Source organism: Burkholderia sp. FERM BP-3421, assembly GCF_028657905.1.
Lineage (GTDB): Bacteria > Pseudomonadota > Gammaproteobacteria > Burkholderiales > Burkholderiaceae > Burkholderia.
The window spans coordinates 1,783,318-1,808,234 of record NZ_CP117782.1 but is presented as its reverse complement, the minus strand read 5'-3'; the positions used below and the strand labels follow the sequence as shown (position 1 = coordinate 1,808,234).

Here is a 24,917-nt window from a genome sequence, read left to right as displayed (position 1 = left end):
ACGCGCGCCGCTTCAGTGGCGCGCGTTATCTGGTAATCAGGCAATTTCCGCAGTGGAACTGGGAAGGGTGGTGGACACGCCCGCGATGACTGACTTCAGCGCATAGACGTAATTGCGTACCGCGGCGGCAAAGTTCGTGAAATTTGCCTCGCTGAACGCGTGCATCACGCCGCTTACGTCCGGATAGTTGAACGTCGTGGCGCCGCCAGGAAAGCCTTTGCCTGCATTGATGCTTGTCTCGATTGCGATGATGTCCATCTGCGAGAGTTGATCACATGCATATGTCCCATTGAGTGCAGGAGTAGATGTGCTGGAAATAGCAATTCCAGCACTAAACATGGATTGCGCTGACAACAGCAATTCTTGTGCAGCTACTTCCGCAGTAGTGGGTGGTGCGGGGGGGACCAAAGCGCCATCACTTACTGTATAGCCCGGATTTTCGAGGCAAGATTGCCATTGTTGATCCGTGATTTCTATAACCGCAACCCCACTCGGAACCGGACTGTCATCACTGTCATAGAAGGTGATGATCGCACCAGTGGCACCGAACGCAGCAAATTTTTGCCCCATGATTTGTCCTTAATTTCCGATTACGATACATCCAACAGTAATTCCAGATACCCCACTTCCACTAGAATTAACGGCATTAACTAATGCAGCAGTTTTGGATGGCGTATTTATTGCCAATGAATTTGCTGCGCCGCTTGCTGCATAAAAAATCGGAACTGCTGCGAGCACCCCATTCGGAAAAGCGATAGGATATGTCAGCGTCGCACCTCCGCCGCTCGTTGTTCCTATGCACCATTGAATTATTACCCCATTTGGGAGTTTGAAATATCCATTGGCTGCTTGCGACGATGAAAATTGTCCTAAATTGACCGCTTGATTTGCGACCGTTGCGGCAAGTGTAGCTAGTGCAAGTGGAGAACTTGTGTTTGTGGCTTGACCAAGTTGAATCGCATGCTGCGAGGCGGTGGCCGGAGCGACTTGCTGCGCTCCTCCTGCGCACTCCATGAGCACAGCAATCGGGTTGCCGCTATTCACGCCGGGGATGGTCATCCTGACGAGAATGGCGATACCGTTCAGTACAAGCTCGCCACTTTGCAGCGGCTGAAGTCCTAGACCGTAGATCGGAATCGCCGTCAGGCCGTCTGGAGCGTAGGTCGATGCGCCCGTGTTGGCGTGAGCGATCCTGATCTGCTGCACGACGCCATCGACCCATGTTCCGGCGATGAGTGGAGGCGCATTGACTGCTGCATAGGCATTTGCCGCGCCAGTGTCGGCGAGGATTACGCCAGTTTTCGTTGCATTGCGGATGGCCGCAACCAGGTTCGCCTCGAGCGTCGTTGTCGTGCCGTCGTCGGTCGAATTGTTGCCCGAGTAATCCGCGGCGAATTGACCAAGCACGGCGGCCATGATCGAGCTCTGGCGCCATACCTTGTTCAACTTTGCCGAGTTTGCGACGCCTGACTGGAAGCCCGTCTGGCGAGTAGTAGCGTCCGCAACATAGTCCGACTGGGTTTCGACGTTCGCCGCACCGCCAACTGCAAAAGGCAGGAAGTCATTAGACATGGTTTTCCTCCCTGTAATTGGCATCGGTCAGCGGCACATCAAAGCCGCCAGCCGGGTCGTCAAGCGCGATGAGGTCGCGGCCCGCCAGAATCTCGCGAATCGTGCTCACCTGGTAGCGCTGCAGGCCTAAAATGCCAACGGGAGGGGGGAGTGCGCCGTCTGCAATGCGGCGGTTGATTGTCTGCTCAGAGCAGCCCAAGAGTGCGGCCAGAATGCGCCGCGGCAAGTATGCCGAATCGGGCATCAGATCAAAATTCAGCACGGCTGCATCGATGCCCGCTGATGGACTGGTGGTCATAGAAAGCTCGCGCAACAGCTATTCGCGGGCTGAGTGTTTCTTTGTGCGTTTGCTGCCGCTAGTGGTCTAAAGTCTCAGCTTGAGTAGGAGAATCGCTGTTTGAGTTCGTCTGGGAAACGAAGCGTCCGCACGCGTCCGTTTGGCGGGCGTGATGGTGGGTCTTTTGACCGGATAGCTGGAAGCACTGCGCCCCATAAGGATGAACGGCGGAACATCGATCCGCCCACGACGTTCGATGACGACTGATTTTGCGACACGTGTCAGTGTCTACGCGGTGAGGTGCGGTCGTTGGTGACGACCACAGCAACGCGCCGCGTAGGACTCCTCACCGCCGCAGGGGCCGGTGTGCTGGTCGTTCCGCGGACTCAGGAAACCCTGTCTGCCACGTTGAAGCGCGCAAGAAACCATCAAAGCACCATCCAACTAGACTCGCCGTCTGACAAGGGTTTGCGGGCGATTTGTGCTTTGATGGACGGTCCGATTCCATCCACGCTGGATCAACGTAAATGGGCGCTTTCCGTGCGTACCGGCCTGCGTACCGATGGTTTCCAAACGGCCCGAAACCGTGGAAACCATCGTGGAAACTAACCTCGTTTTCCGTGGCTACCATAGTGGCCACCAGTCGTTTCCTTGTTGCTCGATTTGCAACAATCGTTTTTGCGCGCGTCGTGGAATCGGATTCCATCCGCGGGGAAATCGTTAAGAAATGGAAGGAGCGTCGAGCCCTTGCCCGTTGCGGGCAGGGCCTCCAGCGGGTCGGCGCGTTCGGAAACTGCGCGGGTTAACGAAAGCTTTTCAGCATCGCCCGCGCGTCCCTCAACAGCTCGGCAAGCTGTCGGCGCCTCTCGATCCATGCCGCGCCCCTCATGCCGTGCTTCAGGGCGTTCTGAGAGGCTGCTGCCTTGCCGTCCTTAGAGGTCGGCCCCGTCGACCTCTCCCACGGCTTCCAGCGGCTGATTTTCGCGGCCTGCTCGGCCCGTTGCTCCGGTGTCCAGCGTCGCGGCATCTTGCGCCTCCCGTTCGTCGGTTAATAGTTCGTTCGTCGTGGTTACCTTTTCCTCGCTCGCGTGCGCGTGCGTGCCCTGCGTCACCGGCCCGTTGTTGACCTGCTGATTGCCGGCTGCATTGTTCTGCTGTTTGATGAAGGCGACGGCTTTAGGGTTCTTCAGTTCGCCCAGCACGCGTAGGGTCTGGGTGCATTGGGCTTGGGCCTTCAGAGCCATTCGCATCAGGGTCTCGGCTTGGGGAAGGCGCGTCGCGATGTTCAATCCGGCAAGCTGGGCGCACTCGTTGTATATCGAGTTCAGCGACATCGCCTGAGCAATCAGCAAGGCTTCCGGGCCGGTCATATCGCCGTCGACTACCTTCTTCACGGCGGCATGGACCTCCTCGTACATGCTGACCATGTTCGCCGGGCCGTACACCTTCATCGAGTCGGGGATAAAGCTCATACTCGTGTGGGCTGCCATGAACGACGGACGGGTCATCAGATCGGCCGTAATGGCGCCACGTTTCTTTGCCTTTGCAAGCGCTTCTGAACTAACGCTATCGGTAGAATCAGTGCCGGCGTCGGACTGCCCGTTTTTCGTGTGTTTGCTCATTGGCTTTGCCCCGTGATCGCATGAGCGCCGTGCCAGATGATGCTGGCGTTCGTCGCCTGAGGCTGCTTCACCCCCGTATTGGCGATCGCCGCCGTCTTCTGCGGGCTTGCCATGTTTTCCGCCGGCTGAAGCTGCGTCGTTTGGGTTTGGACGATGATTACCTCCCTGCAGTGGATCGTCGCGATTAGACTGTTTTCCGTCTTGGCATCAGTCGTAACGCTGATGGACTGGATGAGCATGTTTGTGTACCTGCGCTTACCGGTCGACAAATCAAACGGCGTGCGGGAAGCCTGCAAGGTGAGCAGGTTCTTGTACACAAACTGGCTGTAGCTGCCGAACTGCAGCGATGTGATTGAACTGAGGCTGCTGTTTGACCAGGCCAGCGTCAACGTGACTTCCGCCGGCTTCTTGTACGCGTGGTCGGAAATCGAAGCGCCTTGCTCGACCGGATGGTCAGTTATAACCACTTCGTCATGATGGCGCTCCTCGAGCGTCACGTAGGCCTGGAACGAGGCGATCGACGAAGTAATCGAACGCTTAGGGCTGAAAAAGGCGCTTACCAGCTCGCCGCCGATTGATGCTGTGATACCGACGCCCGTCTGCAGAAAATTAGTCATCTCATATCCTTTGATGAAATTAGTGCCGGCCGCGGCGTCGGTGGTGACGCCCGCCGGCTGTCGGGGTTTTCTGGAGTGGCGGCACTCACCGACTAATCCGCCTGGACATTCCTAACGCCTTCCCTTGGTTCGCAAGTGCGCGCGCATCATCGTCAGGATCTCGTCGACGTTGATGTGCAGCGGCGTCTTAGCGGCGCGATCAGCGGTGCGTCGCTGGCGCGGAGTGCATTTCTCGCACTTCGGTGCTTTCGGACGTCGCGAGCAGCCGCACGGTTTAGCGTCGGTCGTGAAGGTCATTGCTGCGCCTCCCATGTCGCGGCCGGGTCTTCGCGCAGCGCGGCGCTGTAGCGGTGCCATGCCGAGACTGCAGCGTCCGGCGGCTGAATCTCGAAGCGCATGGCGTTCTGCGCCTCGATCGTCATCGGGACCTCTGCGAATCGTGCGGCGTCGATCGCGGTTGCCAGAGCGATGAACTCAGCGCGGACGTCTTTCAGACGGTCCACCATCGCCGCAACGTCGGCACGCTTCACAGCCATGATGGCGAGCCGCACGGCGCTCTCTGCAGACCTGTATGCTGTGTCGGCCGCCTGCTGCTCCGCCTTCAGGTGGTCGAGCGCGGCGCCGGCTTCCTGATGCGCCCGCTCGGCGTTCGCCACGGCCCGGCTATCAACGCACCGGTACGCCTCAAGGACCGGGCCTCCCGTCTTCAGCATCTCAGCCAGATTTGCGCCGCTCGCCTCGATCTCGTTATCGCGCGCAGCCGTCAGGACGTCGAGCTCAAGCTTGCGGGCATCCACAAACGCCTTGGCCCGCTCTACGACCTGGCCGGCGTGTGCCAGGCAATTAGACGCCTTTCGATGTGCCTCGATCGCCTCCCGTAGAACCTCACGTTCCGCGCCCTGTTCTACCGTCGCCAATGCCTTGGAAATCGCCTGCTCCGCCGCGAATGCAGCCGCAAGGACGGGCGTCCCGGTGTCCGCATTGGCAGACGGCGATGCGTCCATTCGTTCGCTGCGCAGGCCGGGGAATTGGCCGCCGCCGACCATGACCGTCATGAAGGCGTCGGCCTGCGCTGACGTCAAACGCGTGTGGTGCACGGTTCCCGCGTTGTCCACGATTCGGAAAATTGCCGGTTCTTGCATATCAGACCTCCGCCTGCATCTGGTGCAGGGTCACTTGGATGTTGTGATGCTGGAACGTCGCCAGCACGTCCGAGACCATCGACCACGCCAGATGATCAGCAAGGATGCGTCCGCCCACGTCGCGGATCTGCCAGTAAGATTTTTGATTCATTTAGTGCTCCAAAATTTAAACGGTTTGATAAGGCGCTTGAAAACTGAGTGCTTGGTGCGTTCGGCGCCTTCCAGCCGCACGGCACTATCCACGTCCATCCAGAGATGGCATTTCGTCTCGCCGCCGTCGCCATCAGCATCCGCCAAGGCAAGTTGGCCGATCACCCGGACGCGGACGCCCGCCGTGAGTCCATTCATGCATTTGTATGCGTCACCGCGGCGAATGACGAGGCGCACGCGAATCCACTCACCTTTGGCATCCTGCGCGATTAGCTTGGCGCGCAGCGTGAACCCGGTCCGGGCCCGATGTGGCTCGCTCGACAGTGTCCCCTCGATCGCTGCCCACATGCGGACGTCTTGAACATCGCTCATTGCCGGTCCCCCATCGAAACGTCACCATCAGATGGCTTCTCTAGAGGGTCACCGTCTGGCGGTGTAGAGAGAAGCCAGAAAATGGGCTCTATTGCACCGTCTCCCGGTGTAGTAGAAAGGGCCTCTACACCGTCTCCCGGTGCAATAGACGGTCTGCCTACACCGTCACACGGTGTAGGGGCTGCGTTTTCAGATAGGCACTCCGCACAAAGCCGGCGGCTGCTCCCTGGTCGTACCCGTCGAGCTTGTCCAGGTTTAACCACGTCAGTGCGTACCAGCTCGCCCGGTGCGGTCTGTGACCCTTGACGGTCTCGTAGATCAGGCCGGCACTCAGAAGCTCCTGCTTGGCCCGCTGGATCGTGTCGTAGGACGTCCATCCCCTTGGCTTTAGGTGCGCCAAGGTGGCGATCATTCTCCCGTTGTCGTCCCCGTGGTACTGACGCGCCATTTCCAGCAGCAGTCGCGCGGCCGGATGCGACAGCCCCAGATACGCCGGACTGTCCAGCACCATCCAGGGTATCGCCGAGAATCCGCCGTGATCGCGACTGGAAGAACTGTGTCGCTTCGATTTGGCCATACATCACGCGGCCTCCATCAAGTCGACGAGATCCAGCTCGCGGTCGATCAGGCTGTAGCGGGCGACGTTGGCATGCGCGAAGCCGTCGCTGTCTACCGCCGTGACGCGGTGCGAGTAGATGCGATAACCAAGCTGAATAAGCTCTTTGACGCGCTGCGCGGGGTGGCTGATGCCTTTCGCGCGCAGGCTGTAGGTAGTCTGACCATCGGCCTTGAGATATTCGAGCACGCGCTTACATTGCGCAGCGGCCGACATGTCTCTATCATTGGCTTTGGTGGTCTTGCGGGTCGCGCTCTTGCCGGAGTTGCGGCCCTTTTCGTTTGCGTTGGTGGTCATGCGCGCGGCTCCTTATTTGCGGGCCGCGGCGCACGTTGCGATGTACGCGTCGAGTTCGTGTTCCAGGAAAATTGTTGTGCTCGGGCCGATCTTTACCGGCTTGGGGAAGTCGGATTGGTTTTTAGCTTTGGCCCAGAGCGTGGAGAGACCGATACCGAGTTTTTCGGCGGCCTTTGCGGGGCGAAGCGCCCGCGGCGAGACTGCGGCAACTGCTGACATTTAAACCTCGTCTAATCAGGTTTCACCGCATTTCGTTGCGGCTTGTCAGTAGATTATTTTTGCTCGCGCCTCTGTCCTATGATTTGTCCGAGGCTGTCCACGTGTGTCTAAGTGTGTCCAGCCAGCTACATCAGAACCCATATTTTGACTTGTTCCGGGACCAGTATTTCGTGAATGCTTCCCTCTTGTATTTTTTATTTTTGTTCCCATCGTCGTCACTACGATAGTAAATGACATTGTCCGCCGCGGACAGGAACACCCCAGCTTCGTCATTCGCCAGACGTACGAGTTCGTCCCATATGGAATTTTTGTCGACGGAGATTTCGCTCCGCTGCAGATTTGTGATTGCCCTCTTGATGAGGTAGGCAAAGCGGTAAGCACTCGTATCGTTTCCCATCGGTACTGTCTGCCATAGGACGGATGCCATGGCGACTCCGGGCCATGAAACGCCACTGGCCGTGAATGCATCGCGAACGGCAGGGATCGACACCAAGCCCCGTACGATTGCACCGTCATTCATTCCCGACACCGCGACGCCGTTATATTTGCGCACGGGGAAACCAGCCTCGTTGGTCTTCAAAAGGCCCAGCTTCTCGATCTCCTCCTGAGCAAACAGAATTTTTCTATACCGTGCCTCTCCGGATGTGATTCCGTTGCCAGCATCGAGATCGCGCAGGGTGACCCATGCCCAAGCGATCTCCTCGACCGTTGCGCGAGCCCTGGTCAAGATCTCTCCGGCCTTTTTCTTGGCGGCTTCAGTGTCGCCCACGTCCGGCGCTTCGATCGCGTCCGCAATGCGATCAGTTTCGTCTTCATTTCGCATCTGCATCCCTTTACGCAGTCCTTGTTGGGAAACCGCGCCAGCCGGGCAAGGGAACCCGGTTTTCGCCCCGTCGGGCTAGGCACGGTTTGATCAATCAGGCTTGCCGTTGTAGCGGTACCACGGTGCCGCTCTTGAACGGGCGTGAGATAAACTGAGCCCAGTCTTCCATGAGCTGCCGGCGCCGCTCGAGCACGTCGCTGCGCCAGTACGCCATCTCGCTCGAATCGCCCGGTATGTGGGCCAGCGCCACTTCGATCAGTTCGCGCGGATGATTTGTGACGTCGCTCGCCCAGTCCTTGAAGGTGGATCGCATTCCATGCGCGGTGGCTTGGACGCCAAGTCGACGTACGGCCATCAGGGGCGTCATATCACTCAGCACCTTGCCGCGTGGACTCGGAAAGATCAGCCCCTCCTTGTCCGTGCAGGGAAGCGCGCGCAGCAGTTCCATCGCCACAGTCGACAGCGGAACGCGATGTTCCTTCTTTTCCTTCATCCGATCAGCCGGAACGCGCCACACGCCCGAATCGAAGTCGATTTCAGGCCAGCGCGCCCCGCGCGCTTCGCCAGATCGGGAGACAGTCAATATTGCGAATTCGAGGCAGCGGGCGCCAATCCCGTCGACAGCCTTCAACGAGGTTATGAAATCGCCGATTTCGCGATAGGGAATTGCAGCGTGATGCTTCACTGGTTTGACGTCGGCAGGCGCGGCGAGGAGGTGGTCCAGATTGCCGCGCCAGAGAGCCGGATTCTCGCCCGACCGATAGCCCTTCACCCGCGCCCAATCAAGCACATTCTCAATGCGCCCGCGCACTCGCGACGCGGTTTCCGTCTTTATCGTCCAGATCGGCTCGAGCACCTGCAGAACGTGTTCGCGGGTGATGTGCCGGACAAACATCTTGCCGAGAATCGGCTCGGCGTACTGGGACAAGGTATTGCGCCACTGGTCGCCATGCTTGGCGTTCTTCCAGCCGTGCGCGCGGGAATTGATGAACTGCTTGGCCGCCTCAGCAAAGGTGATTTCCGAGGCTTGCGCAGCCTTTAATGCGCTTTCGGCAGCGCGTCGCTCCAGTACGGGATCGACGCCAGAGCTGATTTTGTCGCGCTCCGCTTGCGCTTTTGCGTGCGCGTCTTTCAGCGCGACCGCGGGGTACGGCCCGAGTCCGATCTCCCGGCGTTTGTCGCCAACCTTAACCCGCAAGATCCATGATCGCGATCCAGACTCGGTGACCTGGAGGTAGAGACCCGCAATTTTTCCAACCGGATGCATTCCCGGCTTGGTTATCCGAGACACCGCTAATGCGCCAAGTTCTTTTGCTACTTTTGGCATTTTCTTGTTCCCAGTAAACCCACCATGCTACCCGCCATAAACGCAACGATTGGAGGGTACATCCGAAGGTTTGGGTAGACAAGGTGTTTCTCGGAACCCTTGTTAGAAAAGGGAGGCGAGAAATCTTTAGACGTCTAACGGAATCTAATTATGGCGGACCCTCTCTCCGCCAGAATACCGAAACCCCCGCGAATCGCCGATTTGCGGGGGTTTTGTCTTTCAGGGCGGGCGATGCGTAACGCTTAGCCCCGCCTAACGCCGTCCCGCCGCCACCTGCGCGAGCACCTTCTCCCGAATCGACGGCTTGATGTTCGACTGCGCGAACCGATCCCCGTAATGCGCGACCACCCGCGGGTTCATCACGTGGAACCACAGCGGCGGCACATACGCGAGCAGGATCATCGCCGCATAGCCGACGGGCAGCTGCGGCGCGTCGTCGAAGTGACGCAGCGCCTGATACGAGCGGGTGGGGTTGGCATGGTGATCCGCGTGCCGCTGCAACTGATAGAGAAACAGGTTTGTCACGACATGGTTGCTGTTCCACGAGTGCTGCGGCGCGCATCGCTCGTAGCGCCCGTTCGGCAGTTGCTTGCGGCCGAGCCCGTAGTGCTCGACGTAGTTGACCACCTCGAGCAGCGACGCGCCGTACACCGCCTGGATCAGCAGGAAGGGCACGACGATCGCGCCGCACCACGCGATCGCGACGCCCCACAGCACGGCCGTCATCGCCCACGCCTGCAGTACCTCGTTGCGCCACGACCAGACGCTGTGTCCGCCGCGCGCGAGGCGCTGGCGTTCGAGCCGCCACGCGGAGGCGATGCTGCCCGTCACGGTGCGCGGCAGGAACGCCCAGAATGATTCGCCGTAGCGCGCGCTGGCCGGATCGGCGGGCGTCGCGACGCGCACATGATGGCCGCGATTGTGCTCGACATAGAAATGACCATAGGCGACGGGCGCGAGCGTGATCCTGGCCAGCCAGCGCTCGAAGCGGCTGGTCTTGTGGCCGAGCTCGTGGGCGGTGTTGATCGAGGCGCCGGTCGCCACGCCCAGCGACAGCGCGAAGCCGAGGTAGTCATACCAGGTCAGCGTCTGCGTGACGACCACCCACATCGCGCCCGCGAACACGACGTATTCGACGAAGGTCGCGAGGTACACCACGTAGCGGTAGTAACGCTGCTGCTCGAGCGCGGGCACGATGGCCTCGGGCGGATTGTCCCGGTCGTCGCCGATCAGGATGTCGAGGAGCGGAATCACGCCGAACGCGAATAGCGGCCCGAACCACCAGAAAATATGCCAGCCGGTCGCGAGCGCGAGTTGCGCGGAGGCGATCGGCAGCGTGACGGTCAAGGCGCCGAGCAGCCACCAGTAGCGCTTGCCGTCGGTCCACGGCACGGATGCCGGTGCGGGTGTCGACATGGTCTCCCTCCTTGTTGTGGTTTGGCCGCCTCGCGCGCGCCCCGATGGCCTGATTTATATGTGCTGCGCCCGGGCTTCGCCAAATCCCCGGTTAGGTGTACGACTCCAAACGGGGCGCTGTCCGTCGCGATGCGATGCGGCTCGCCTGGCGCGGCGATTGAAACGCGGCACGGAGGCGACGGTTGGTTCGAGCCCGGAGCGGATGCCGTGCAGCCGGACGGGTGGAGTGGAACGAGGAGGGAGTCGGGTGCTCACGCAACGATCGGGGAGGCTGCCCGCCCTTTGCATCGACAACGCGATCTCCCCACGCGACAATGACCGCCCCTGCCAGAACGTCCGCTTCGAGGTGTCCCGCCGTGTCCAACCCTGATGCTCCCGCCATCGTTTGGTTTCGCGATGATCTGCGCCTGATCGACCAGCCCGCGCTGTATCGCGCGGCGGCGTCCGGTCGTCCGCTCGTGTGCGTGTTCGTCAGCGATCCGGCGGGGGCGGGCCGGTCGCTCGGCGGCGCGGCGCGGTGGTGGCTGCATGGCGCGCTGGCGTCGCTCGATCGCGCGTTGCGCGCGCGCGGCGGTGAACTCGTGCTGCTGCGAGGCGACGAGGCCGCCACCATCGAGGGGCTGGCGGTCGAACTCGGCGCGGGCGCGGTGTATTGGAACCGTCGCTACGCGCTGGGGCATCGCACGCTCGACAGCGGCCTCAAGGCAGCCTTGAAGGCGCGTGGGATCGTCGCGGAGAGCGGCAACGCGGCGCTGCTCAACGAGCCCTGGGAGGTCCTGACCGGTGCAGGCAAGCCCTACCAGGTATTTACCGCGTACTGGCGCGCGGCGCGCGCCGGCCGCGAGGTTGCGCCGCCGCTGCCGGAGCCGGAGTCGCCGAGATTCCTTCCGCTGCCGCCCGCGCTCGCGGCGCGCCGCGCGGCGCTCCCTGAACTGGGCCTGTTGCCAGTCCGCCCGGATTGGTCGGGCGGCCTGCGCGACGCCTGGCGTTGCGGCGAGGACGACGCGCTGGACGTCCTGCGCGAATTCCTGGCTCGGCGCCTGCGCGGCTACACGGATGCCCGCGATCGGCCGGATCAGCCGGCGACGAGCCGACTGTCGCCGTATCTCCGCTTCGGCCAGTTGTCCGCGCGCCAGATCTGGCATGTGGCGCAGGCGGCGGCGCACGAGCAGGGCGCCGCCGCGCTCGCGGATCTCGACAAGTTTTTGAGCGAGCTCGGCTGGCGGGAATTTTGTTACGGCATGTTGTATGCGTTACCGGACTTATCGGTTTGTAATGTCCGCCGCCAGTTCGACGCAATGCCCTGGCGCCGCGATCCGGCGGCGCTGGCGGCGTGGCAGCGCGGCATGACCGGTTATCCGTTGGTCGATGCGGGCATGCGGGAGCTGTGGGCGACGGGCTGGATGCACAACCGGGTGCGGATGGTGGCGGCGTCGTTTCTCGTCAAGCATCTGCTGCTCGACTGGCGTGACGGCGAGGCCTGGTTCTGGGACACGCTGGTCGACGCGGATCCCGCGAGCAACGCGGCGAACTGGCAATGGGTGGCGGGCTGCGGCGCCGACGCCGCGCCATACTTCCGAATCTTCAATCCGGTCCTGCAGGGGCAGAAGTTCGATCCCGACGGCGACTACGTCCGGCGCTGGGTGCCGGCGCTCGCGCGCCTGCCGGCCGGCGTGATCCATGCGCCCTGGCGGGCGCGGCCCGAACAGTTGGCGGCGGCCGGGGTGCGGCTTGGCGCGGATTATCCGCTGCCGATCGTCGAGCACGACGCCGCGCGCGCTCGGGCGCTCGCGGCGCTGGAGCAGGTCACGCGCGGTTGAGTTCGCCCGTGCGGCATTGTGCCCAAACCGATGCAGCGTTGTGCTCGGTTTCCGCTTTAGCATATTTCTTGAGAATATTTTGTAAAAATTCATGCATTTTTGTTTATTCGTCTAGCGGCTAGACTCCCCTCGATATCAGGATCTTGAGAGGGATTTGAAATGGATATGAAGGGTGGATATCCACCGGAGGCCGTTGCTCCGGTCGTATGGATGACAGGCTTGCCCGGCGCAGGCAAGACCACGACCGCGAACGCCTTGCTGAACCTGCTGCTGGCCCGCGGCGTGAAGGCCATCGTGCTGGACGGCGACACCCTGCGCGCCGGCCTGTGCGCCGATCTCGGTTTTTCCGATGCCGACCGCATGGAGAATATCCGCCGCTTCGCGCATATCGCGAAGCTGTTCCAGTACGAAGGCTATCTCGTCATCGTCGCGACCATCTCGCCGCTGCAGGCGCAGCGCGACCTCGCGCGTTCGATCATCGGCAAGGGTTTCTTCGAGACCTTCGTCTCCACGCCGGCAGCCGTGTGCCGAGCACGCGATCCGAAGGGCATGTACGCGCTCGCGGAGCGCGGCAAGCTGCCGCAATTCACGGGCGTGTCGGGCCCGTACGAGGCGCCGGCGGCGCCCGAGATGGTGCTCGATACGTCGGGCTGCGAGGTCGGCGTGTCGATCCTGACCTTGCTTGCGCAACTGGCGAGCGTCGCGGAGCTGCCCGGCCGGCTCTGACGTTTTCCGGCGGCAGGCGCCTGTGCGTGTCTGCCGCGCCGATGCTTGGCGCACCGTTTTACCCGCGCCCTTCCTGCATCCGGCGCGATTCCTTCCGCCTCGTTTCCCGCCGTTCGCCGCGCGACCCGCGCCGTCCTCGTCCGGCGTGCGCGCACGCTCGACTCCCCACGCCTTTCATTGTGCATTTAATTATATTCATTTGTTAAGCAAGGGAATTTCGTCAATTCTTTTCTGATTTCAAAAGCAAGAAAATTGGCAATCTGCTATCGCAGGTAAATTTATCCTTGAGGATTGAATTCTTTCATTTCGTCAAGAATGTTGAGAACGTTTGCGTAATGTCAGCGTGCCCTGAATTGTGCGCGGTATCGTAACGGCCGGCATCATATTGATTTATTTGTGAAATTCGTGGATTGCGGGTTGAATAATCGAGGTCGCTGTTGAGACTGAACTTTACTTATTCATTGCGCCAATGACGGATTCGGGATGGTTGCAATTGATTTCGTCACGGGCTTAATGTTTAATGATTCCTGATTTGAATAGACGGGTTTAATAACCTCAAAAAAAACGGGCGGCCCGGGTTCGTGCGCTCATCTGGGGCGTGGGGGGCGGCAAGTCCGGCACACAGATCCGAAGAGGGCCTACATGATGAACTGGGCAGAGAACGTGCTATCGGGGCTGGATCGCGCACGGTCCGAGGACGATGTATTCGCGAAGGTCGAGGCCGCCGCGGCCGACCTCGGCTTCGAGTACTGCGCGTATGGGCTGCGCGTGCCCTGGCCGCTGTCTCGTCCCCGGATCGTGATGCGCAGCAACTACCCGGAGCCCTGGCAGCGTCGCTACCTTGAAGCGGGCTTTCTCGATATCGATCCGATCGTCGCGCATGGCCGGCGTTCGCAGGCGCCCATCATCTGGAGCGACGAGCTGTTCGCGCCCGCGCATCAGCTGTGGATCGAGGCGCAGTCGTTCGGGTTGCGTTTCGGCTGGGCGCAATCGAACTGCGACGCCTACGGCGTGATGGGCATGCTGGTGATGGTCCGTTCCTCGGCGCCGTTGACGGCCGACGAACTCGAGAGCAAGGAACCGCGCATGCGTTGGCTCGTCAGCACCGCGCATCATGCGCTGGGCCGCAGGATGCTGCCGAAGCTGATGGCGGACCCGGAGCGCGGCTTGACCGAGCGGGAGGTGGAGGTGCTCAAGTGGGCCGCCGACGGCAAGACTTCCGGCGAAATCTCGAAGATTCTCGCGATCTCGGTGGATACCGTGAACTTCCACGTGAAGAACGCGATCGTCAAGTTGAAGACCGCGAACAAGACGGCCGCAGTCGTGCGCGCCGCCATGCTCGGCCTGCTCAGCTGAGCAGGCCGGGGCCCGCGCGCGAGGCGCGGGACACCACGTTCAGTCCTGCGCGGTCGGCTGCGACGTCACGTTGACGGCGGTGGCCGACACATACACCGCATGCACCGTATCGCCCACCTTCAGCGCGCCGAGGTCGAGTTGCGGCGACACTTCGTACGACGCGGTGTTTTGCGGGCCGCGCAGCGTCACGACGCGCGCCTTGCGATCGATGCGCGTCACGGTGGCGAGCAGTTCGACCTGGCGCGTCGTGTCGAAGCCGCTCGGCTTCGGCGTGAGCGAGCGCGTGACCTTGCTTTCGCGGATGTCCGACGCGTCGACCTTGTCGGCCGTGACGAGCAGGGCGTTGCGGGAGAACACGTCGACCCGGTCGCCGACCTTCAGCTTCTCGAAGCCGGGGACTTCCGGCCCGACCACCACGTTCGAGACGAAGTCCTTCGCGCCTTTCAGCGTGAGGGTGCGCGACGCCGCGTCGATGCCGACGATCAGCGCGCGCATGTGGCGGGGCTTGACGTTGTCCACGACGTTTTGCGCGGTCGCGGCGAGTGCCGATTCGCCCGTCGCCGCGGGGGCGGCCGGTTCCTGCGCGGCGGCGGAACCAAGGTGCAGGGCGGACAGGGTAAGGATGGCGGTGCCGACGAACGTCGTTGCTTTCATGGAAATAAGGCCCTCCCGGGATGCCGGATGTGGTTTGAACGAATGATTGCGCAGGGTGCGCAATCGAGATTCTAACGTTCGCGGCGGCCGTGCGCGCGGCCGCGCGGCATGGAGCGGATCTGCATCAAGGCGGGCGGCCGCGCAGCGCGCGTCAGCCGCAGAAGCTCAGGGCGGTGGCGACCGACAGCAGCGCGTCCGGCCGCAGGTACGCGGCGAAGCACAGCGCGACGAGCGCCAGGGCGGCCGCAATGCCGAGCGCGCGACCGGCCGCGCGCAGCGGCTTCATGCGGGCACGCGCGCGGGCGCGGCGCGCGGTGTGCGCGCCACGCGCGCATCGTCGATCGGCAGGTGCAGCAGCGCGGCGACGAGGCCGAGCCCGATCGCGCCGTACCAGAGCGGCAGGTAGGAGCGGGTCGCGTCGAACACGATGCCGCCGAGCCAGACGCCGAGGAAGCCGCCCAGTTGATGGCCGAGAAACACGAGTCCGAACAGCGTGGTGATGTAGCGCACGCCGAACACCTGCGAGACGAGGCCATTGGTCAGCGGCACGGTGCCGAGCCACAGCAGGCCGATCGCGCACGCGAAGACATACAGGCTCGCGGGCGTGAGCGGCAGCGCGACGAACAGCGCGATCACGCCCGCGCGCACCAGGTAGAGCGTGGAGAGCACGTACTTGCGGCGCAGGAAGCCGCCCAGGTAGCCGCATCCATAGGTGCCGGCCACGTTGGCGAGCGCGATCAGCGCGAGCGCGATGCTCGCATGGCGCGCGGTGAAGCCCTGGTCGAACAGGTAGGCGGGAAGATGGGCGCCGATGAAGGCGAGCTGGAAGCCGCACACCACGAAGCCGAGGTTCAACAGCAGGAAGCCGCGATGCGACAGCGCTTCGTGGATGGCGGCGCGCAGCGTCTGGTCGTTGTCGGCGGTCGGCGCGCCCGCGCCCGGCGCATCGTTCAACAGGCCGCCGAGCGGCGCGAGCAGCAGGCAGGCGAGCGCAAGCGCGAGCAGCGCGGTCATCCACCCGAAGCCGCTGATCAATCCCTGCGCGGCGGGCACCATGCAGAACTGGCCGAAGCCGCCGACCGCGCCGGCGACGCCGAGCGCCCAGCTGCGTTCCTCGCCCGGGTAGAGCCGGCTCAGCGCGCCGTAGACGGCGCCGAATGCGGAGCCGGACAGCGCGACGCCGATCAGCCCGCCGCTGGCCAGCGTGAACAGGCCCAGGGTGTTCGCGTATGCCATCAGTGCAAGGCCGAGCGCGTAGCAGATCATGCCGGAGACGATCACGCGCGCCGAGCCGAAGCGATCGGCGATCATGCCCGTGAAGGGTTGCGCGAGGCCCCAGAGCAGGTTCTGCAAGGCGAGCGCGAGCCCGAACGCCTCGCGCGACCAGCCGCGCTCGAGCGTGACGGGCAGCAGGAACAGGCCCTGGACGTGGCGGATGCCGAGCGCGGCGCCCATCACCAGGCCGCCGGCGATCACGAGGCGCCAGCGATGGCGGACAGGGGGCCGGGATGAGGGCATGACAGGCGTCTCCGAGTGGGGGCGGCCCGTCGGAGGGGAGCCGCCGTCGCCATTAGACGCGGCGCGGCGGGGTGTTTCAATCGATTCCTCGGTGCGTTTCGCATGCGTGGCGCGCATGCGAAACACGGCGAGCGGGAAGCAGGCGGGAAGGCGGCCGGATGCGCGGGCGCACGCGCCCGGCGGCGGCGCGCGCGATGGCCCCCGCGAGCCGGAGACGGCGTGTCAGAGGGTGGCTGCGGGCAGCGCTTCCTCCTGCGGCAGCACGTGGCGGCGCACCCGGCGGCGGGGCGCCTCGCGCGGGGCCGGCGCGGGCATGCCGGCGATGCAGCCCTCGACCAGGGTGTGGGTGCCCGTGGCGAGCCGCGGCACGAGCCGCGGCTCGCGCTCGGCGATCAGGATGCTCAGGCCTTCGGCGCGCAGCTCGGCGAGCAGCGCGGCGATCTGTTCCGCATGGGCGTCGGTGAGGCCGAGCGCGGGTTCGTCGAGCAGCATCAGGCGCGGTCGCTGGACGAGTGCGCGCGCGATCGCGAGCAATTGCTGCTCGTGGTCGTCGAGCAGCGCGACGCATTGCGCGGCGCGTGCGCGCAGGCATGCGAAGCGGTCGAGCAGGCAATCGGTGTCGTGACGGATGCGTTCCTGGTCGGCGTCGCGCCAGGCGCCCGCCATCAGCGCGTCGCGAACCGACAGCGCGCGCAGCAGCGAACGTTTCTGCGGGACGTAAGCCACGCCGCGCATGACGATCTCGTGGCTTTTCAGGCCGGCCAGTTCCATGCCGTCGAAACGGATCGAGCCGTCGTAGGCCTTCACGAGGCCCGCGATCGTCATCAGCAGGGTGGTCTTGCCCGCCGAGGTGCGGCCCAGCAGGCCCTCGATCGCGCCGGGCGCGACCACGAGGGAGATGCCATGCAGGATTTCGCGCTTGCCATAGCCGCAGGCGAGCGCTTCGATGCGAAGCAGGGGGACAGTCGGACTCACGCGTGACCTCCGGTCGGATGTCTGGGATGGGCCGGCTCGACAAGGGTGCGCGGTCGAGTTCGCGGTTCCATCGCGACCTATTTCACGCGGGAGGAAAAAGCACCGCAACTACCAGAACTGGTAGCCTGACGCCGGCGGCGTCAGCCGAGCGTGGGCGCGGCCTCGTAGGCGCGGGCCTCGTCGCGGATCCAGTCGCGCACGGCGAGCACGTTGGCGCGCGGGGACGGCTCGGCGGCGTATAGCCAATAGCCGAAATCGCGCTTGAGTTCGGGCGCGCTGCGACCGAGCACCGCGAGCCGTCCGTCGGCGATCAGCGGCCCGACGAGCGCGAGCCGGCCAAGCGCGATGCCCTGGCCGGCGACGGCGGCCAGGATCACCTGATCGTACTGGTTGAAGCGCAGCACGCCCTTGGGCCGCGCGTTCGCGAGGCCGATCGCGGCGAGATGATCGGTCCATTGCAGTTGCGCGTGACGCGGGCCGTCGAATTCGAGCAGCACGTGCGCGCCGAGCGCACGGGCGCTCGACAGCGCCGTGCGGCTGACCGACGGATGCGCGACCGGCACGACGGTTTCGTCGAACAGGCGCAGCGCGCCCGCCGGCGCGCGCTGCGCGGTGCAATAGCGGATGCCGAGGTCGATGCCTTCGGCGCGCAGGTCGAGCGACTTGTCGTTGGCGGCGACGCGCAGGTCGATGTCGGGATGGCGCCGCTGGAACCCGCCGAGCCTCGGCAGCAGCCACAGCGCGGTCACGCCGATGCTGGCGGTGATCGTCACGGGCTGCCGCGCCTGCGGCGCGCGCAGCATCGCCACGGTGTCCTGCAGCTGGCGCAGCGCGGCGTCGGCGGCGTGGAACAGCCGTTCGCCTTCCGGCGTGAACGCGATCGACCGGTAGCCGCGATGCAGCAGCGCGACGCCGAGCTGCGCCTCGAGCGCGTGCACCTGGCGGCTCACGGCCGATTGGGTCAGGCACAGGTCCTGCGCGGCGAGCGTGATGCTCATGCGCCGGCCCACCGCGACGAAGCCGCGCAGCAGATCGAGGGGCGGCAGGCGGACGAGGGGAGTTGACATGCGTGACGCTCATGCGAACGGAGCCCGAAGATTGGTTGAGATATCGTCATGCGTCAAGTGCAATGGCGAGACAGGACAGAATGAGAACGCGGGGGCCGATGCGGCCGCCGGAATCAGGAGAACCCATGGCGATACCGTTTCCCGAGGCCATGCCGCCCGAGCCGTTCGTCGCGATCGCGGCGGACGGCTATCCGGTGCGCGGCTTCATGTGGCGCCATCGCGCGCCGGCTTCGCGGCGACCGGTCACGGTCATCAACTGCGCGACCTCGGTGCGCTGCCGCTACTACTTCCGGTTCGCGGCCTATCTGTTCGGCCAGGGCCGCGACGTGCTCGTCTACGACTATCGCGGCATCGGCGAATCGCGCCCCGCGCGGCTCGCGGGCTTTCATGCGACCTGGCTCGACTGGGGGCGCTTCGATTGCGAGGCGGTGCTGCAGTTCGCGCTGCAGCGCTTTCCCGGCCGGCCGCTCGATCTCGTCGGCCACAGCATCGGCGGCTTCGCGCTCGGCCTCGCGGCCTCGAGCGCGCAGCTGCGCCGCGTGTTCACCGTCGGCGCGCAGTATGCGTACTGGCGCGACACCGCGCCGACGCACCGGTTCGGGATGCTGCTCAAGTGGTATCTCGCGATGCCGGCGCTCGCGCATCTGCTCGGCTACGTGCCCGCGAAGCGGCTCGGCTGGATGGAGGACACGCCCAAGGGCGTGGCGCTGTCGTGGAGCCGCTGCCGGCCGCGCTTCGAGGACACCTACGCGCGCGCGCCGCTGTTCGAGACGCAGGAGACCCGCCGCGAGCTGGTCGCGCGCTTTGCACGCGTGAGTGCGCCGATCCTCGCGGTCGGTCTGGCCGACGACGAGTTCGGCACGGTCGCGGCGATCGAGCGCCTGCTCGCGTATTACGCACGCAGCGAGGTCACGCATGTGCGGATCGCGCCGCAGGAGATCGGTGTGCCGGCGATCGGTCACTTCGCATTCTTTCATTCGTGTTTCGCGGCGACGCTGTGGCCGCTCGCGCTGCATTGGCTGCAGGACGGCGCGCTGCCGGCCGGGGCGCCGGGCGAGGTCGTGCGGCGTCCGGCCGAATCCGCGGCGGGGCGGCGCGCGTAACGGCCGGCGAGACGTGCGCTGGGGGCGGCGAGACGCGCTTCCCGCGCGGGATGTCCGGTGTGCGGGCCGGGGCGCTGGGTCGACGGGAGGCGGGCGCGGCGAGGTCGCCGGCGTCGGTGGGCGGGCCGGCTCGCGGCGGCCTCGACGGAGGGGGGCGCCAGGCGGCGGGATCGCGACGTCGAGCGAGGCCGGCGCGCGAGCTAGGGCAATCGATACTTCGTCCGGCGGCTGCATCCGCTAAGATGCCTTTTTCCATTGCACGCCCTCGCCACCCATGAGCCTGCCCGCCGACCTCGACGCCGTTCTCTCGACCGCTTGCGCGCCCGCCGGCCGGATTGTCGAAGTGCGCGTACCCGATGCGGCGCGGCGCGCGGCCGTACGGGTGCTGCGCATCGATTTCGCGTTCGACACGCCGCTCGACACGCCGGCATTCGACGTGCTGAGCGGCGACGAGCGCGCCCGCGCCCGACGCTTCCTGCGCGCCGAGGACGGCGTGCGCAGCGCGACGACCCGCACGGCGCTGCGCGGCCTGCTCGGCGCGCGGCTCGGCATCGCGCCCGCCGAGGTGCGCCTCGTCACCGATGCGGCCGGCCGGCCCGGGCTCGCGCCCGACCTGGCCGCGTGCGTGCCGGGGTTCGACTTCAACGTTTCGCATTCGGGCCGGCATGCGCTGATCGCGTGGAGCGACACGGCGCGGGTCGGCGTCGATATCGAATGGCATCGCCCGGGCATCGGCTGGGCGTCGCTCGGGCCCGCGGTGTTCGCGGCCGACGACGGCGCGTGGGTCGAGGCGCACCCGGAAGGCGCGCGCGAGGCGGCGTTCTACCGGGTCTGGTCCGCGAAGGAGGCGCTGCTCAAGGCGCTCGGCACCGGCATCGCGGGCGGCCTCACCGCGTTCTCGGTCGTCGATCCCACCTACGACGCGACGCGGCCCGCCGTGCGCGTGGTCGAGCCGGCGTCGCCCGCGCGCGGCGTGGCCGGCTTCGAGGCCGGTTGGCTCGAGGCGCCCGACGGCTACGCGGCCTGCGTCGCCTGGCCGCGCGCGTAACGCGGCGGCGCGGGCCGGCGCGCCCGCCCTTGGCCCGTGCGCTGATTTCCCCCGATCCGGCCCTTCCATGACGGTGGCGCGCACGCCGCGCCGGTGGGCCCCCGGCGTGCTTCCACCCGGTCCTTCGCCTGTCCGCGCGAGATCGATCTAAGGGAAATTCCCGACCTTCGAAAGCGCAAAAACAAGTTGTCTATACAAGCTCGTGACTCTACACTTCAGTCACCCGAACACTTGTATAGACAGGACGCTTTCATGATCACGCTGACCCCAGGCCACCTGACCCTCCCGCAACTGCGCCGGATCGCCCGCGAACAGGTGCGGATCGTGCTCGATCCCGCGAGCCACGCCGCGATCGACCGCTGTGCGCAGGCGGTGGAGGCCATCGCCGCGAAGGGCGAGCCGGCCTACGGCATCAACACGGGGTTCGGCCGGCTCGCGAGCACCCACATCCCGCACGACCAGCTCGAGCTGCTGCAGCGCAATCTGGTGCTGTCGCATGCGGTGGGCGTGGGCGAGCCGATGGCGCTGCCCGTCGTGAGGCTGCTGATGGCGCTCAAGCTGTCGAGCATGGGGCGCGGCCATTCGGGTATCCGCCGCGTCGTGATGGAGGCGCTCGTCACGCTGTTCAACGCCGACGTGCTGCCGCTGATCCCGGTCAAGGGTTCGGTCGGCGCATCGGGCGACCTCGCGCCGCTCGCGCACATGTCGGCCGTGCTGCTCGGCATCGGCGAGGTGTTCATCCGCGGCGAGCGCGCGAGCGCCGTCGACGGGCTGCGCGTCGCGGGTCTCGAACCGCTCACGCTGCAGGCGAAGGAAGGGCTCGCGCTCCTGAACGGCACGCAGGCGTCCACGGCGCTCGCGCTCAACAACCTGTTCGCGATCGAGGACCTGTACCGCACCGGGCTGGTGGCCGGCGCGCTGTCGGTCGACGCGGCGGCGGGCTCCGTGAAGCCGTTCGACGCGCGCATCCACGAACTGCGCGGCCATCGCGGCCAGATCGAGGCGGCGGCCGCGTATCGCGCGCTGCTCGAAGGTTCGGACATCAACCTGTCGCACCGCGATTGCGACAAGGTGCAGGATCCGTACAGCCTGCGCTGCCAGCCTCAGGTGATGGGCGCGTGTCTCGACCAGATGCGCCACGCGGCGTCGGTGCTGCTCATCGAGGCGAACGCGGTGTCGGACAACCCGCTGATCTTCCCGGACACGGGCGAAGTCCTGTCGGGCGGCAATTTCCACGCGGAGCCGGTCGCATTCGCAGCCGACAACCTCGCGCTCGCGGCGGCCGAGATCGGCGCGCTCGCGGAACGCCGCATCGCGCTGCTGATCGACGCGACGCTGTCGGGCCTGCCGCCGTTCCTGGTCAAGGATGGCGGCGTGAATTCCGGCTTCATGATCGCGCACGTGACGGCGGCCGCGCTCGCGTCCGAGAACAAGACGCTCGCGCATCCGGCCTCGGTCGATTCGCTGCCGACCTCGGCGAACCAGGAAGACCACGTGTCGATGGCGACCTTCGCCGCGCGCAAGCTCGCCGACATCGCCGACAACACCCAGTACATCCTGGCGATCGAGCTGCTCGCCGCCGCCCAGGGCGTCGACCTGCGCGCGCCGCGCGAGACGAGCCCCGCGCTCGACCGCGTGATGAAGACGATCCGCGCCGAGGTCGCGCACTACGATCTCGACCACTACTTCGCGCCGGACATCGCCGCGATCGCGCGTCTCGTGCAGGCGGGCGCATTCGCCGCGCACAGCCCGCTGTCGTTCGAATCGGAACAGTGACGCGATGAACACGCCCGCCTATCAGGAAATCAAGGATTTCATCCTCGAACGCATCCACGCCGGCGAATGGGCGGAGGGCGATCAGGTGCCGTCCGAGAATGAGCTGGCGCGCGAGTTCAAGGTCGCGCGGATGACCGTCAATCGCGCACTGCGCGAGCTGACGGCCGAGCAGGTGCTGACCCGGATCCAGGGGGCGGGCACCTTCGTCGCGCGGCCCAAGTACGAATCGACGCTGGTCGCGATCCGCAGCATCTCCGACGAGATCGACGCGCGCGGGCACCGGCACCATGCGCGCGTGCTCGACCTCGTCACGATGAAGGCCGACGAGGCGCTTGCCGACGAGATGCAGGTCGCGCTGCATGCGCGGATCTTCCGCTCGATGGTGCTGCACTACGAGAACGACGAGCCCGTGCAGTTGGAGGAACGCTGGGTCAATCCGGCCGTCGCGGCGGACTACGCGGACCAGGATTTCACGCACGTCACGCCGAACCAGTACCTGATGCGCGCCGCGCCGCTGCAGCGCGTCGAGTACCGGATCGAGGCCGCGACGCCGGACAAGGCGATGCGCGAGCACCTCGAGATGAGCGACACCGAGCCGTGTCTCGTGCTGCATCGCCGAACCTGGTCGCAGGGCGTCGTGGCATCGGTCGTGAATCTGTGGCACCCGGGCAGCCGTTATCGCTTCACCGGACATTTCTGAGAACCGTCTTTTTTTCCCTGCGGGAGCAAGCCGTCATGAATCATCCGAAACACATCGATCCTCGCCTCGATCCCACCCGCGTGATCCGCGCGCCGCGCGGCAACGTCAAGACCTGCAAGAGCTGGCTGACGGAAGCGGCCTACCGGATGATTCAGAACAATCTCGATCCAGAGGTCGCCGAGCATCCGCATGCGCTCGTCGTGTACGGCGGCATCGGCCGCGCGGCGCGCAACTGGGATTGCTACGACCAGATCCTCGCGTCGCTGAAGGACCTGAACGACGACGAGACGCTGCTCGTGCAGTCGGGCAAGCCGGTCGGCGTGTTCCGCACGCATGCCGACGCGCCGCGCGTGCTGCTCGCGAACTCGAACCTGGTGCCGCACTGGGCCAACTGGGAGCACTTCAACGAGCTGGACCGCAAGGGCCTCATGATGTACGGCCAGATGACGGCCGGCAGCTGGATCTACATCGGCAGCCAGGGCATCGTGCAGGGCACGTACGAAACCTTCTTCGCGGTCGCGAACCAGCATTTCAACGGCGACCCGAGCGGCCGCTGGATCCTGACGGGCGGCCTCGGCGGAATGGGCGGCGCGCAGCCGCTCGCCGCGACGATGGCGGGCTTCTCGATGATCGCCGTCGAATGCGACGAGTCGCGCATCGATTTCCGCATGAAGACCCGCTATGTCGACAAGAAGGCGCGCACGCTCGACGAAGCGCTCGCGATCGTCGAGGACGCGAAGCGCGCCGGCAAGCCGGTGTCGGTCGGCCTGCTCGGCAACGCGGCCGACGTGTTCGCCGAATGCGTCGCGCGCGGCATCACGCCCGATTGCGTGACCGACCAGACGAGCGCGCACGATCCGGTGCACGGCTATCTGCCGCAGGGCTGGACCGTCGACCAGTGGCGCGAGAGCCAGAAGGTCGATCCGGGCTGCATCGTCCATGCGGCGAAGACCTCGATGGCCGCGCAGGTGCGCGCGATGCTCACGCTGCAGCAGCGCGGCGCGGCGACCCTCGACTACGGCAACAACATCCGCCAGATGGCGCTCGAGATGGGGGTCGAGAACGCGTTCGACTTCCCGGGCTTCGTGCCGGCCTATATCCGTCCGCTGTTCTGCGAAGGCAAGGGGCCGTTCCGCTGGGTGGCGCTGTCGGGGGATCCGGAAGACATCTACAAGACCGACGCGAAGGTCAAGGAACTGATCCCGGACGATCCGCACCTGCACAACTGGCTCGACATGGCGCGCGAACGCATTGCGTTCCAGGGCCTGCCCGCGCGGATCTGCTGGGTTGGCGTGAAGGACCGCTATCGTCTCGGCCTCGCGTTCAACGAGATGGTCAAGTCGGGCGAGCTGAAGGCGCCCGTCGTGATCGGCCGCGACCACCTCGACACCGGCTCGGTCGCGAGCCCGAACCGCGAGACCGAATCGATGAAGGACGGCTCCGACGCCGTCAGCGATTGGCCGCTGCTGAATGCGCTGCTCAATACGGCGGGCGGCGCGACCTGGGTGTCGCTGCATCATGGCGGCGGGGTGGGCATGGGCTTCTCGCAGCATTCGGGCGTGGTGATCGTCTGCGATGGCACCGACGCCGCGGCGCGGCGCGTCGAGCGCGTGCTGTTCAACGATCCCGCGACGGGCGTGATGCGCCACGCGGACGCCGGCTACGAACTCGCGCAGGAGACCGCGCGCGAAGCCGGTCTCAAGCTGCCGATGCTCGGCCGCTGA

Annotated in this window: 27 protein-coding genes; 8 read left to right on the top strand and 19 right to left on the bottom strand. The window is 65.0% G+C overall.

The window, feature by feature from the left end:
- Nucleotides 1-36: 36 nt before the first annotated feature.
- The 14 genes from Bsp3421_RS23970 to Bsp3421_RS23905 all read right to left on the bottom strand — a co-directional run bounded on the left by Bsp3421_RS23970 (nt 37) and on the right by Bsp3421_RS23905 (nt 10,450).
- Complete coding sequence (locus tag Bsp3421_RS23970; RefSeq protein WP_274004026.1) at nt 37-570, bottom strand: hypothetical protein; 534 nt, start codon at nt 568-570, stop codon at nt 37-39.
- 9 nt (nt 571-579) lie between these two features.
- Entirely contained in the window at nt 580-1,572 is a 993-nt protein-coding gene (locus Bsp3421_RS23965; RefSeq protein WP_274004024.1) for a gp53-like domain-containing protein, read from the bottom strand.
- A complete protein-coding gene (locus tag Bsp3421_RS23960; protein ID WP_274004023.1) occupies nt 1,565-1,870 on the bottom strand; it encodes a helix-turn-helix transcriptional regulator in 306 nt (101 codons plus the stop codon). The genes Bsp3421_RS23965 and Bsp3421_RS23960 overlap by 8 nt, the downstream gene beginning before the upstream one ends.
- Before the next feature lie 911 nt (nt 1,871-2,781).
- Entirely contained in the window at nt 2,782-3,471 is a 690-nt protein-coding gene (locus Bsp3421_RS23955) for a hypothetical protein (RefSeq protein WP_274004020.1), read from the bottom strand.
- On the bottom strand, nt 3,468-4,088 hold the full coding sequence (locus Bsp3421_RS23950; protein WP_274004019.1) for a phage baseplate protein: 621 nt from the start codon (nt 4,086-4,088) through the stop codon (nt 3,468-3,470). Before Bsp3421_RS23950 ends, Bsp3421_RS23955 begins: the two co-directional genes overlap by 4 nt.
- Nucleotides 4,089-4,381: 293 nt before the next feature.
- Complete coding sequence (locus Bsp3421_RS23945) at nt 4,382-5,230, bottom strand: hypothetical protein (RefSeq protein WP_274004018.1); 849 nt, start codon at nt 5,228-5,230, stop codon at nt 4,382-4,384.
- A 1-nt stretch (nt 5,231) separates the two neighbouring features.
- On the bottom strand, nt 5,232-5,381 hold the full coding sequence (locus Bsp3421_RS23940) for a hypothetical protein (protein WP_274004017.1): 150 nt from the start codon (nt 5,379-5,381) through the stop codon (nt 5,232-5,234).
- Complete coding sequence (locus Bsp3421_RS23935) at nt 5,378-5,752, bottom strand: hypothetical protein (protein ID WP_274004016.1); 375 nt, start codon at nt 5,750-5,752, stop codon at nt 5,378-5,380. The genes Bsp3421_RS23940 and Bsp3421_RS23935 overlap by 4 nt, the downstream gene beginning before the upstream one ends.
- A gap of 157 nt (nt 5,753-5,909) precedes the next feature.
- Nucleotides 5,910-6,329, bottom strand: a complete 420-nt coding sequence (locus Bsp3421_RS23930; RefSeq protein WP_274004014.1) for a hypothetical protein — start codon at nt 6,327-6,329, stop codon at nt 5,910-5,912.
- A gap of 3 nt (nt 6,330-6,332) precedes the next feature.
- Nucleotides 6,333-6,665 (bottom strand): helix-turn-helix domain-containing protein, encoded by a 333-nt coding sequence (locus tag Bsp3421_RS23925; protein WP_274004012.1) that lies wholly within the window; start codon nt 6,663-6,665, stop codon nt 6,333-6,335.
- Between the two features lie 12 nt (nt 6,666-6,677).
- Complete coding sequence (locus Bsp3421_RS23920; protein WP_274004009.1) at nt 6,678-6,884, bottom strand: helix-turn-helix transcriptional regulator; 207 nt, start codon at nt 6,882-6,884, stop codon at nt 6,678-6,680.
- A gap of 130 nt (nt 6,885-7,014) precedes the next feature.
- Nucleotides 7,015-7,713: a hypothetical protein gene (locus tag Bsp3421_RS23915; RefSeq protein ID WP_274004008.1), complete on the bottom strand. Its 699-nt coding sequence runs from the start codon at nt 7,711-7,713 to the stop codon at nt 7,015-7,017.
- Nucleotides 7,714-7,801: 88 nt separating this feature from the next.
- Nucleotides 7,802-9,034, bottom strand: coding sequence for a tyrosine-type recombinase/integrase (locus tag Bsp3421_RS23910; protein ID WP_274004006.1), 1,233 nt, complete (start codon nt 9,032-9,034; stop codon nt 7,802-7,804).
- A 252-nt stretch (nt 9,035-9,286) separates the two neighbouring features.
- A complete protein-coding gene (locus tag Bsp3421_RS23905) occupies nt 9,287-10,450 on the bottom strand; it encodes an alkane 1-monooxygenase (RefSeq protein ID WP_274003988.1) in 1,164 nt (387 codons plus the stop codon).
- Nucleotides 10,451-10,764: 314 nt separating this feature from the next.
- Between Bsp3421_RS23905 and Bsp3421_RS23900 the strand changes: the two genes are divergently transcribed.
- The 3 genes from Bsp3421_RS23900 (at nt 10,765) to Bsp3421_RS23890 (ending at nt 14,352) form a co-directional block, all read left to right on the top strand.
- The gene (locus tag Bsp3421_RS23900) at nt 10,765-12,270 is read left to right on the top strand and encodes a cryptochrome/photolyase family protein (protein ID WP_274003986.1); all 1,506 of its coding nucleotides are present in this window, start codon (nt 10,765-10,767) and stop codon (nt 12,268-12,270) included.
- Nucleotides 12,271-12,429: 159 nt separating this feature from the next.
- Complete coding sequence (cysC, locus tag Bsp3421_RS23895; protein ID WP_274003984.1) at nt 12,430-12,996, top strand: adenylyl-sulfate kinase; 567 nt, start codon at nt 12,430-12,432, stop codon at nt 12,994-12,996.
- A 642-nt stretch (nt 12,997-13,638) separates the two neighbouring features.
- On the top strand, nt 13,639-14,352 hold the full coding sequence (locus tag Bsp3421_RS23890; RefSeq protein WP_274003982.1) for an autoinducer binding domain-containing protein: 714 nt from the start codon (nt 13,639-13,641) through the stop codon (nt 14,350-14,352).
- A gap of 39 nt (nt 14,353-14,391) precedes the next feature.
- On the opposite strand, the gene Bsp3421_RS23885 is transcribed toward Bsp3421_RS23890, so the two are convergent.
- The 5 genes from Bsp3421_RS23885 to Bsp3421_RS23865 all read right to left on the bottom strand — a co-directional run bounded on the left by Bsp3421_RS23885 (nt 14,392) and on the right by Bsp3421_RS23865 (nt 18,566).
- On the bottom strand, nt 14,392-15,006 hold the full coding sequence (locus Bsp3421_RS23885) for a hypothetical protein (RefSeq protein WP_274003981.1): 615 nt from the start codon (nt 15,004-15,006) through the stop codon (nt 14,392-14,394).
- Nucleotides 15,007-15,157: 151 nt separating this feature from the next.
- On the bottom strand, nt 15,158-15,292 hold the full coding sequence (locus Bsp3421_RS23880; protein WP_274003979.1) for a hypothetical protein: 135 nt from the start codon (nt 15,290-15,292) through the stop codon (nt 15,158-15,160).
- Nucleotides 15,289-16,524 (bottom strand): MFS transporter, encoded by a 1,236-nt coding sequence (locus Bsp3421_RS23875; RefSeq protein WP_274003977.1) that lies wholly within the window; start codon nt 16,522-16,524, stop codon nt 15,289-15,291. Before Bsp3421_RS23875 ends, Bsp3421_RS23880 begins: the two co-directional genes overlap by 4 nt.
- A 222-nt stretch (nt 16,525-16,746) precedes the next feature.
- The gene (locus Bsp3421_RS23870; protein ID WP_274003975.1) at nt 16,747-17,499 is read right to left on the bottom strand and encodes an ABC transporter ATP-binding protein; all 753 of its coding nucleotides are present in this window, start codon (nt 17,497-17,499) and stop codon (nt 16,747-16,749) included.
- A 140-nt stretch (nt 17,500-17,639) separates the two neighbouring features.
- A complete protein-coding gene (locus Bsp3421_RS23865) occupies nt 17,640-18,566 on the bottom strand; it encodes a LysR substrate-binding domain-containing protein (RefSeq protein WP_274003973.1) in 927 nt (308 codons plus the stop codon).
- 125 nt (nt 18,567-18,691) lie between these two features.
- Between Bsp3421_RS23865 and Bsp3421_RS23860 the strand changes: the two genes are divergently transcribed.
- The 5 genes from Bsp3421_RS23860 to hutU all read left to right on the top strand — a co-directional run bounded on the left by Bsp3421_RS23860 (nt 18,692) and on the right by hutU (nt 24,917).
- Entirely contained in the window at nt 18,692-19,669 is a 978-nt protein-coding gene (locus Bsp3421_RS23860; protein ID WP_274003971.1) for an alpha/beta hydrolase family protein, read from the top strand.
- A 274-nt stretch (nt 19,670-19,943) separates the two neighbouring features.
- Nucleotides 19,944-20,717, top strand: a complete 774-nt coding sequence (locus Bsp3421_RS23855; protein WP_274003970.1) for a 4'-phosphopantetheinyl transferase family protein — start codon at nt 19,944-19,946, stop codon at nt 20,715-20,717.
- Nucleotides 20,718-20,969: 252 nt separating this feature from the next.
- Nucleotides 20,970-22,493: a histidine ammonia-lyase gene (hutH, locus tag Bsp3421_RS23850; protein ID WP_274003967.1), complete on the top strand. Its 1,524-nt coding sequence runs from the start codon at nt 20,970-20,972 to the stop codon at nt 22,491-22,493.
- 4 nt (nt 22,494-22,497) lie between these two features.
- Entirely contained in the window at nt 22,498-23,193 is a 696-nt protein-coding gene (gene hutC / locus Bsp3421_RS23845) for a histidine utilization repressor (RefSeq protein WP_274003965.1), read from the top strand.
- A 35-nt stretch (nt 23,194-23,228) separates the two neighbouring features.
- On the top strand, nt 23,229-24,917 hold the full coding sequence (gene hutU, locus Bsp3421_RS23840; protein WP_274003963.1) for a urocanate hydratase: 1,689 nt from the start codon (nt 23,229-23,231) through the stop codon (nt 24,915-24,917).

Bases quoted from the DNA above. Each gene is read 5' to 3' on its own strand.
- Bsp3421_RS23950 (WP_274004019.1), bottom strand. From the start codon at position 4,088: ATGACTAATTTTCTGCAGACGGGCGTCGGTATCACAGCATCAATCGGC.
- hutU (WP_274003963.1), top strand. From the start codon at position 23,229: ATGAATCATCCGAAACACATCGATCCTCGCCTCGATCCCACCCGCGTG.
- Bsp3421_RS23930 (WP_274004014.1), bottom strand. From the start codon at position 6,329: ATGGCCAAATCGAAGCGACACAGTTCTTCCAGTCGCGATCACGGCGGA.
- Bsp3421_RS23940 (WP_274004017.1), bottom strand. From the start codon at position 5,381: ATGAATCAAAAATCTTACTGGCAGATCCGCGACGTGGGCGGACGCATC.
- Bsp3421_RS23910 (WP_274004006.1), bottom strand. From the start codon at position 9,034: ATGCCAAAAGTAGCAAAAGAACTTGGCGCATTAGCGGTGTCTCGGATA.
- Bsp3421_RS23855 (WP_274003970.1), top strand. From the start codon at position 19,944: ATGAGCCTGCCCGCCGACCTCGACGCCGTTCTCTCGACCGCTTGCGCG.
- Bsp3421_RS23920 (WP_274004009.1), bottom strand. From the start codon at position 6,884: ATGTCAGCAGTTGCCGCAGTCTCGCCGCGGGCGCTTCGCCCCGCAAAG.
- Bsp3421_RS23965 (WP_274004024.1), bottom strand. From the start codon at position 1,572: ATGTCTAATGACTTCCTGCCTTTTGCAGTTGGCGGTGCGGCGAACGTC.
- Bsp3421_RS23960 (WP_274004023.1), bottom strand. From the start codon at position 1,870: ATGACCACCAGTCCATCAGCGGGCATCGATGCAGCCGTGCTGAATTTT.
- Bsp3421_RS23915 (WP_274004008.1), bottom strand. From the start codon at position 7,713: ATGCAGATGCGAAATGAAGACGAAACTGATCGCATTGCGGACGCGATC.
- Bsp3421_RS23935 (WP_274004016.1), bottom strand. From the start codon at position 5,752: ATGAGCGATGTTCAAGACGTCCGCATGTGGGCAGCGATCGAGGGGACA.
- Bsp3421_RS23890 (WP_274003982.1), top strand. From the start codon at position 13,639: ATGATGAACTGGGCAGAGAACGTGCTATCGGGGCTGGATCGCGCACGG.
- Bsp3421_RS23955 (WP_274004020.1), bottom strand. From the start codon at position 3,471: ATGAGCAAACACACGAAAAACGGGCAGTCCGACGCCGGCACTGATTCT.
- Bsp3421_RS23970 (WP_274004026.1), bottom strand. From the start codon at position 570: ATGGGGCAAAAATTTGCTGCGTTCGGTGCCACTGGTGCGATCATCACC.
- cysC (WP_274003984.1), top strand. From the start codon at position 12,430: ATGGATATGAAGGGTGGATATCCACCGGAGGCCGTTGCTCCGGTCGTA.
- hutC (WP_274003965.1), top strand. From the start codon at position 22,498: ATGAACACGCCCGCCTATCAGGAAATCAAGGATTTCATCCTCGAACGC.
- Bsp3421_RS23885 (WP_274003981.1), bottom strand. From the start codon at position 15,006: ATGAAAGCAACGACGTTCGTCGGCACCGCCATCCTTACCCTGTCCGCC.
- Bsp3421_RS23860 (WP_274003971.1), top strand. From the start codon at position 18,692: ATGGCGATACCGTTTCCCGAGGCCATGCCGCCCGAGCCGTTCGTCGCG.
- Bsp3421_RS23925 (WP_274004012.1), bottom strand. From the start codon at position 6,665: ATGACCACCAACGCAAACGAAAAGGGCCGCAACTCCGGCAAGAGCGCG.
- Bsp3421_RS23875 (WP_274003977.1), bottom strand. From the start codon at position 16,524: ATGCCCTCATCCCGGCCCCCTGTCCGCCATCGCTGGCGCCTCGTGATC.
- Bsp3421_RS23905 (WP_274003988.1), bottom strand. From the start codon at position 10,450: ATGTCGACACCCGCACCGGCATCCGTGCCGTGGACCGACGGCAAGCGC.
- Bsp3421_RS23900 (WP_274003986.1), top strand. From the start codon at position 10,765: ATGACCGCCCCTGCCAGAACGTCCGCTTCGAGGTGTCCCGCCGTGTCC.
- hutH (WP_274003967.1), top strand. From the start codon at position 20,970: ATGATCACGCTGACCCCAGGCCACCTGACCCTCCCGCAACTGCGCCGG.
- Bsp3421_RS23880 (WP_274003979.1), bottom strand. From the start codon at position 15,292: ATGAAGCCGCTGCGCGCGGCCGGTCGCGCGCTCGGCATTGCGGCCGCC.
- Bsp3421_RS23865 (WP_274003973.1), bottom strand. From the start codon at position 18,566: ATGTCAACTCCCCTCGTCCGCCTGCCGCCCCTCGATCTGCTGCGCGGC.
- Bsp3421_RS23945 (WP_274004018.1), bottom strand. From the start codon at position 5,230: ATGCAAGAACCGGCAATTTTCCGAATCGTGGACAACGCGGGAACCGTG.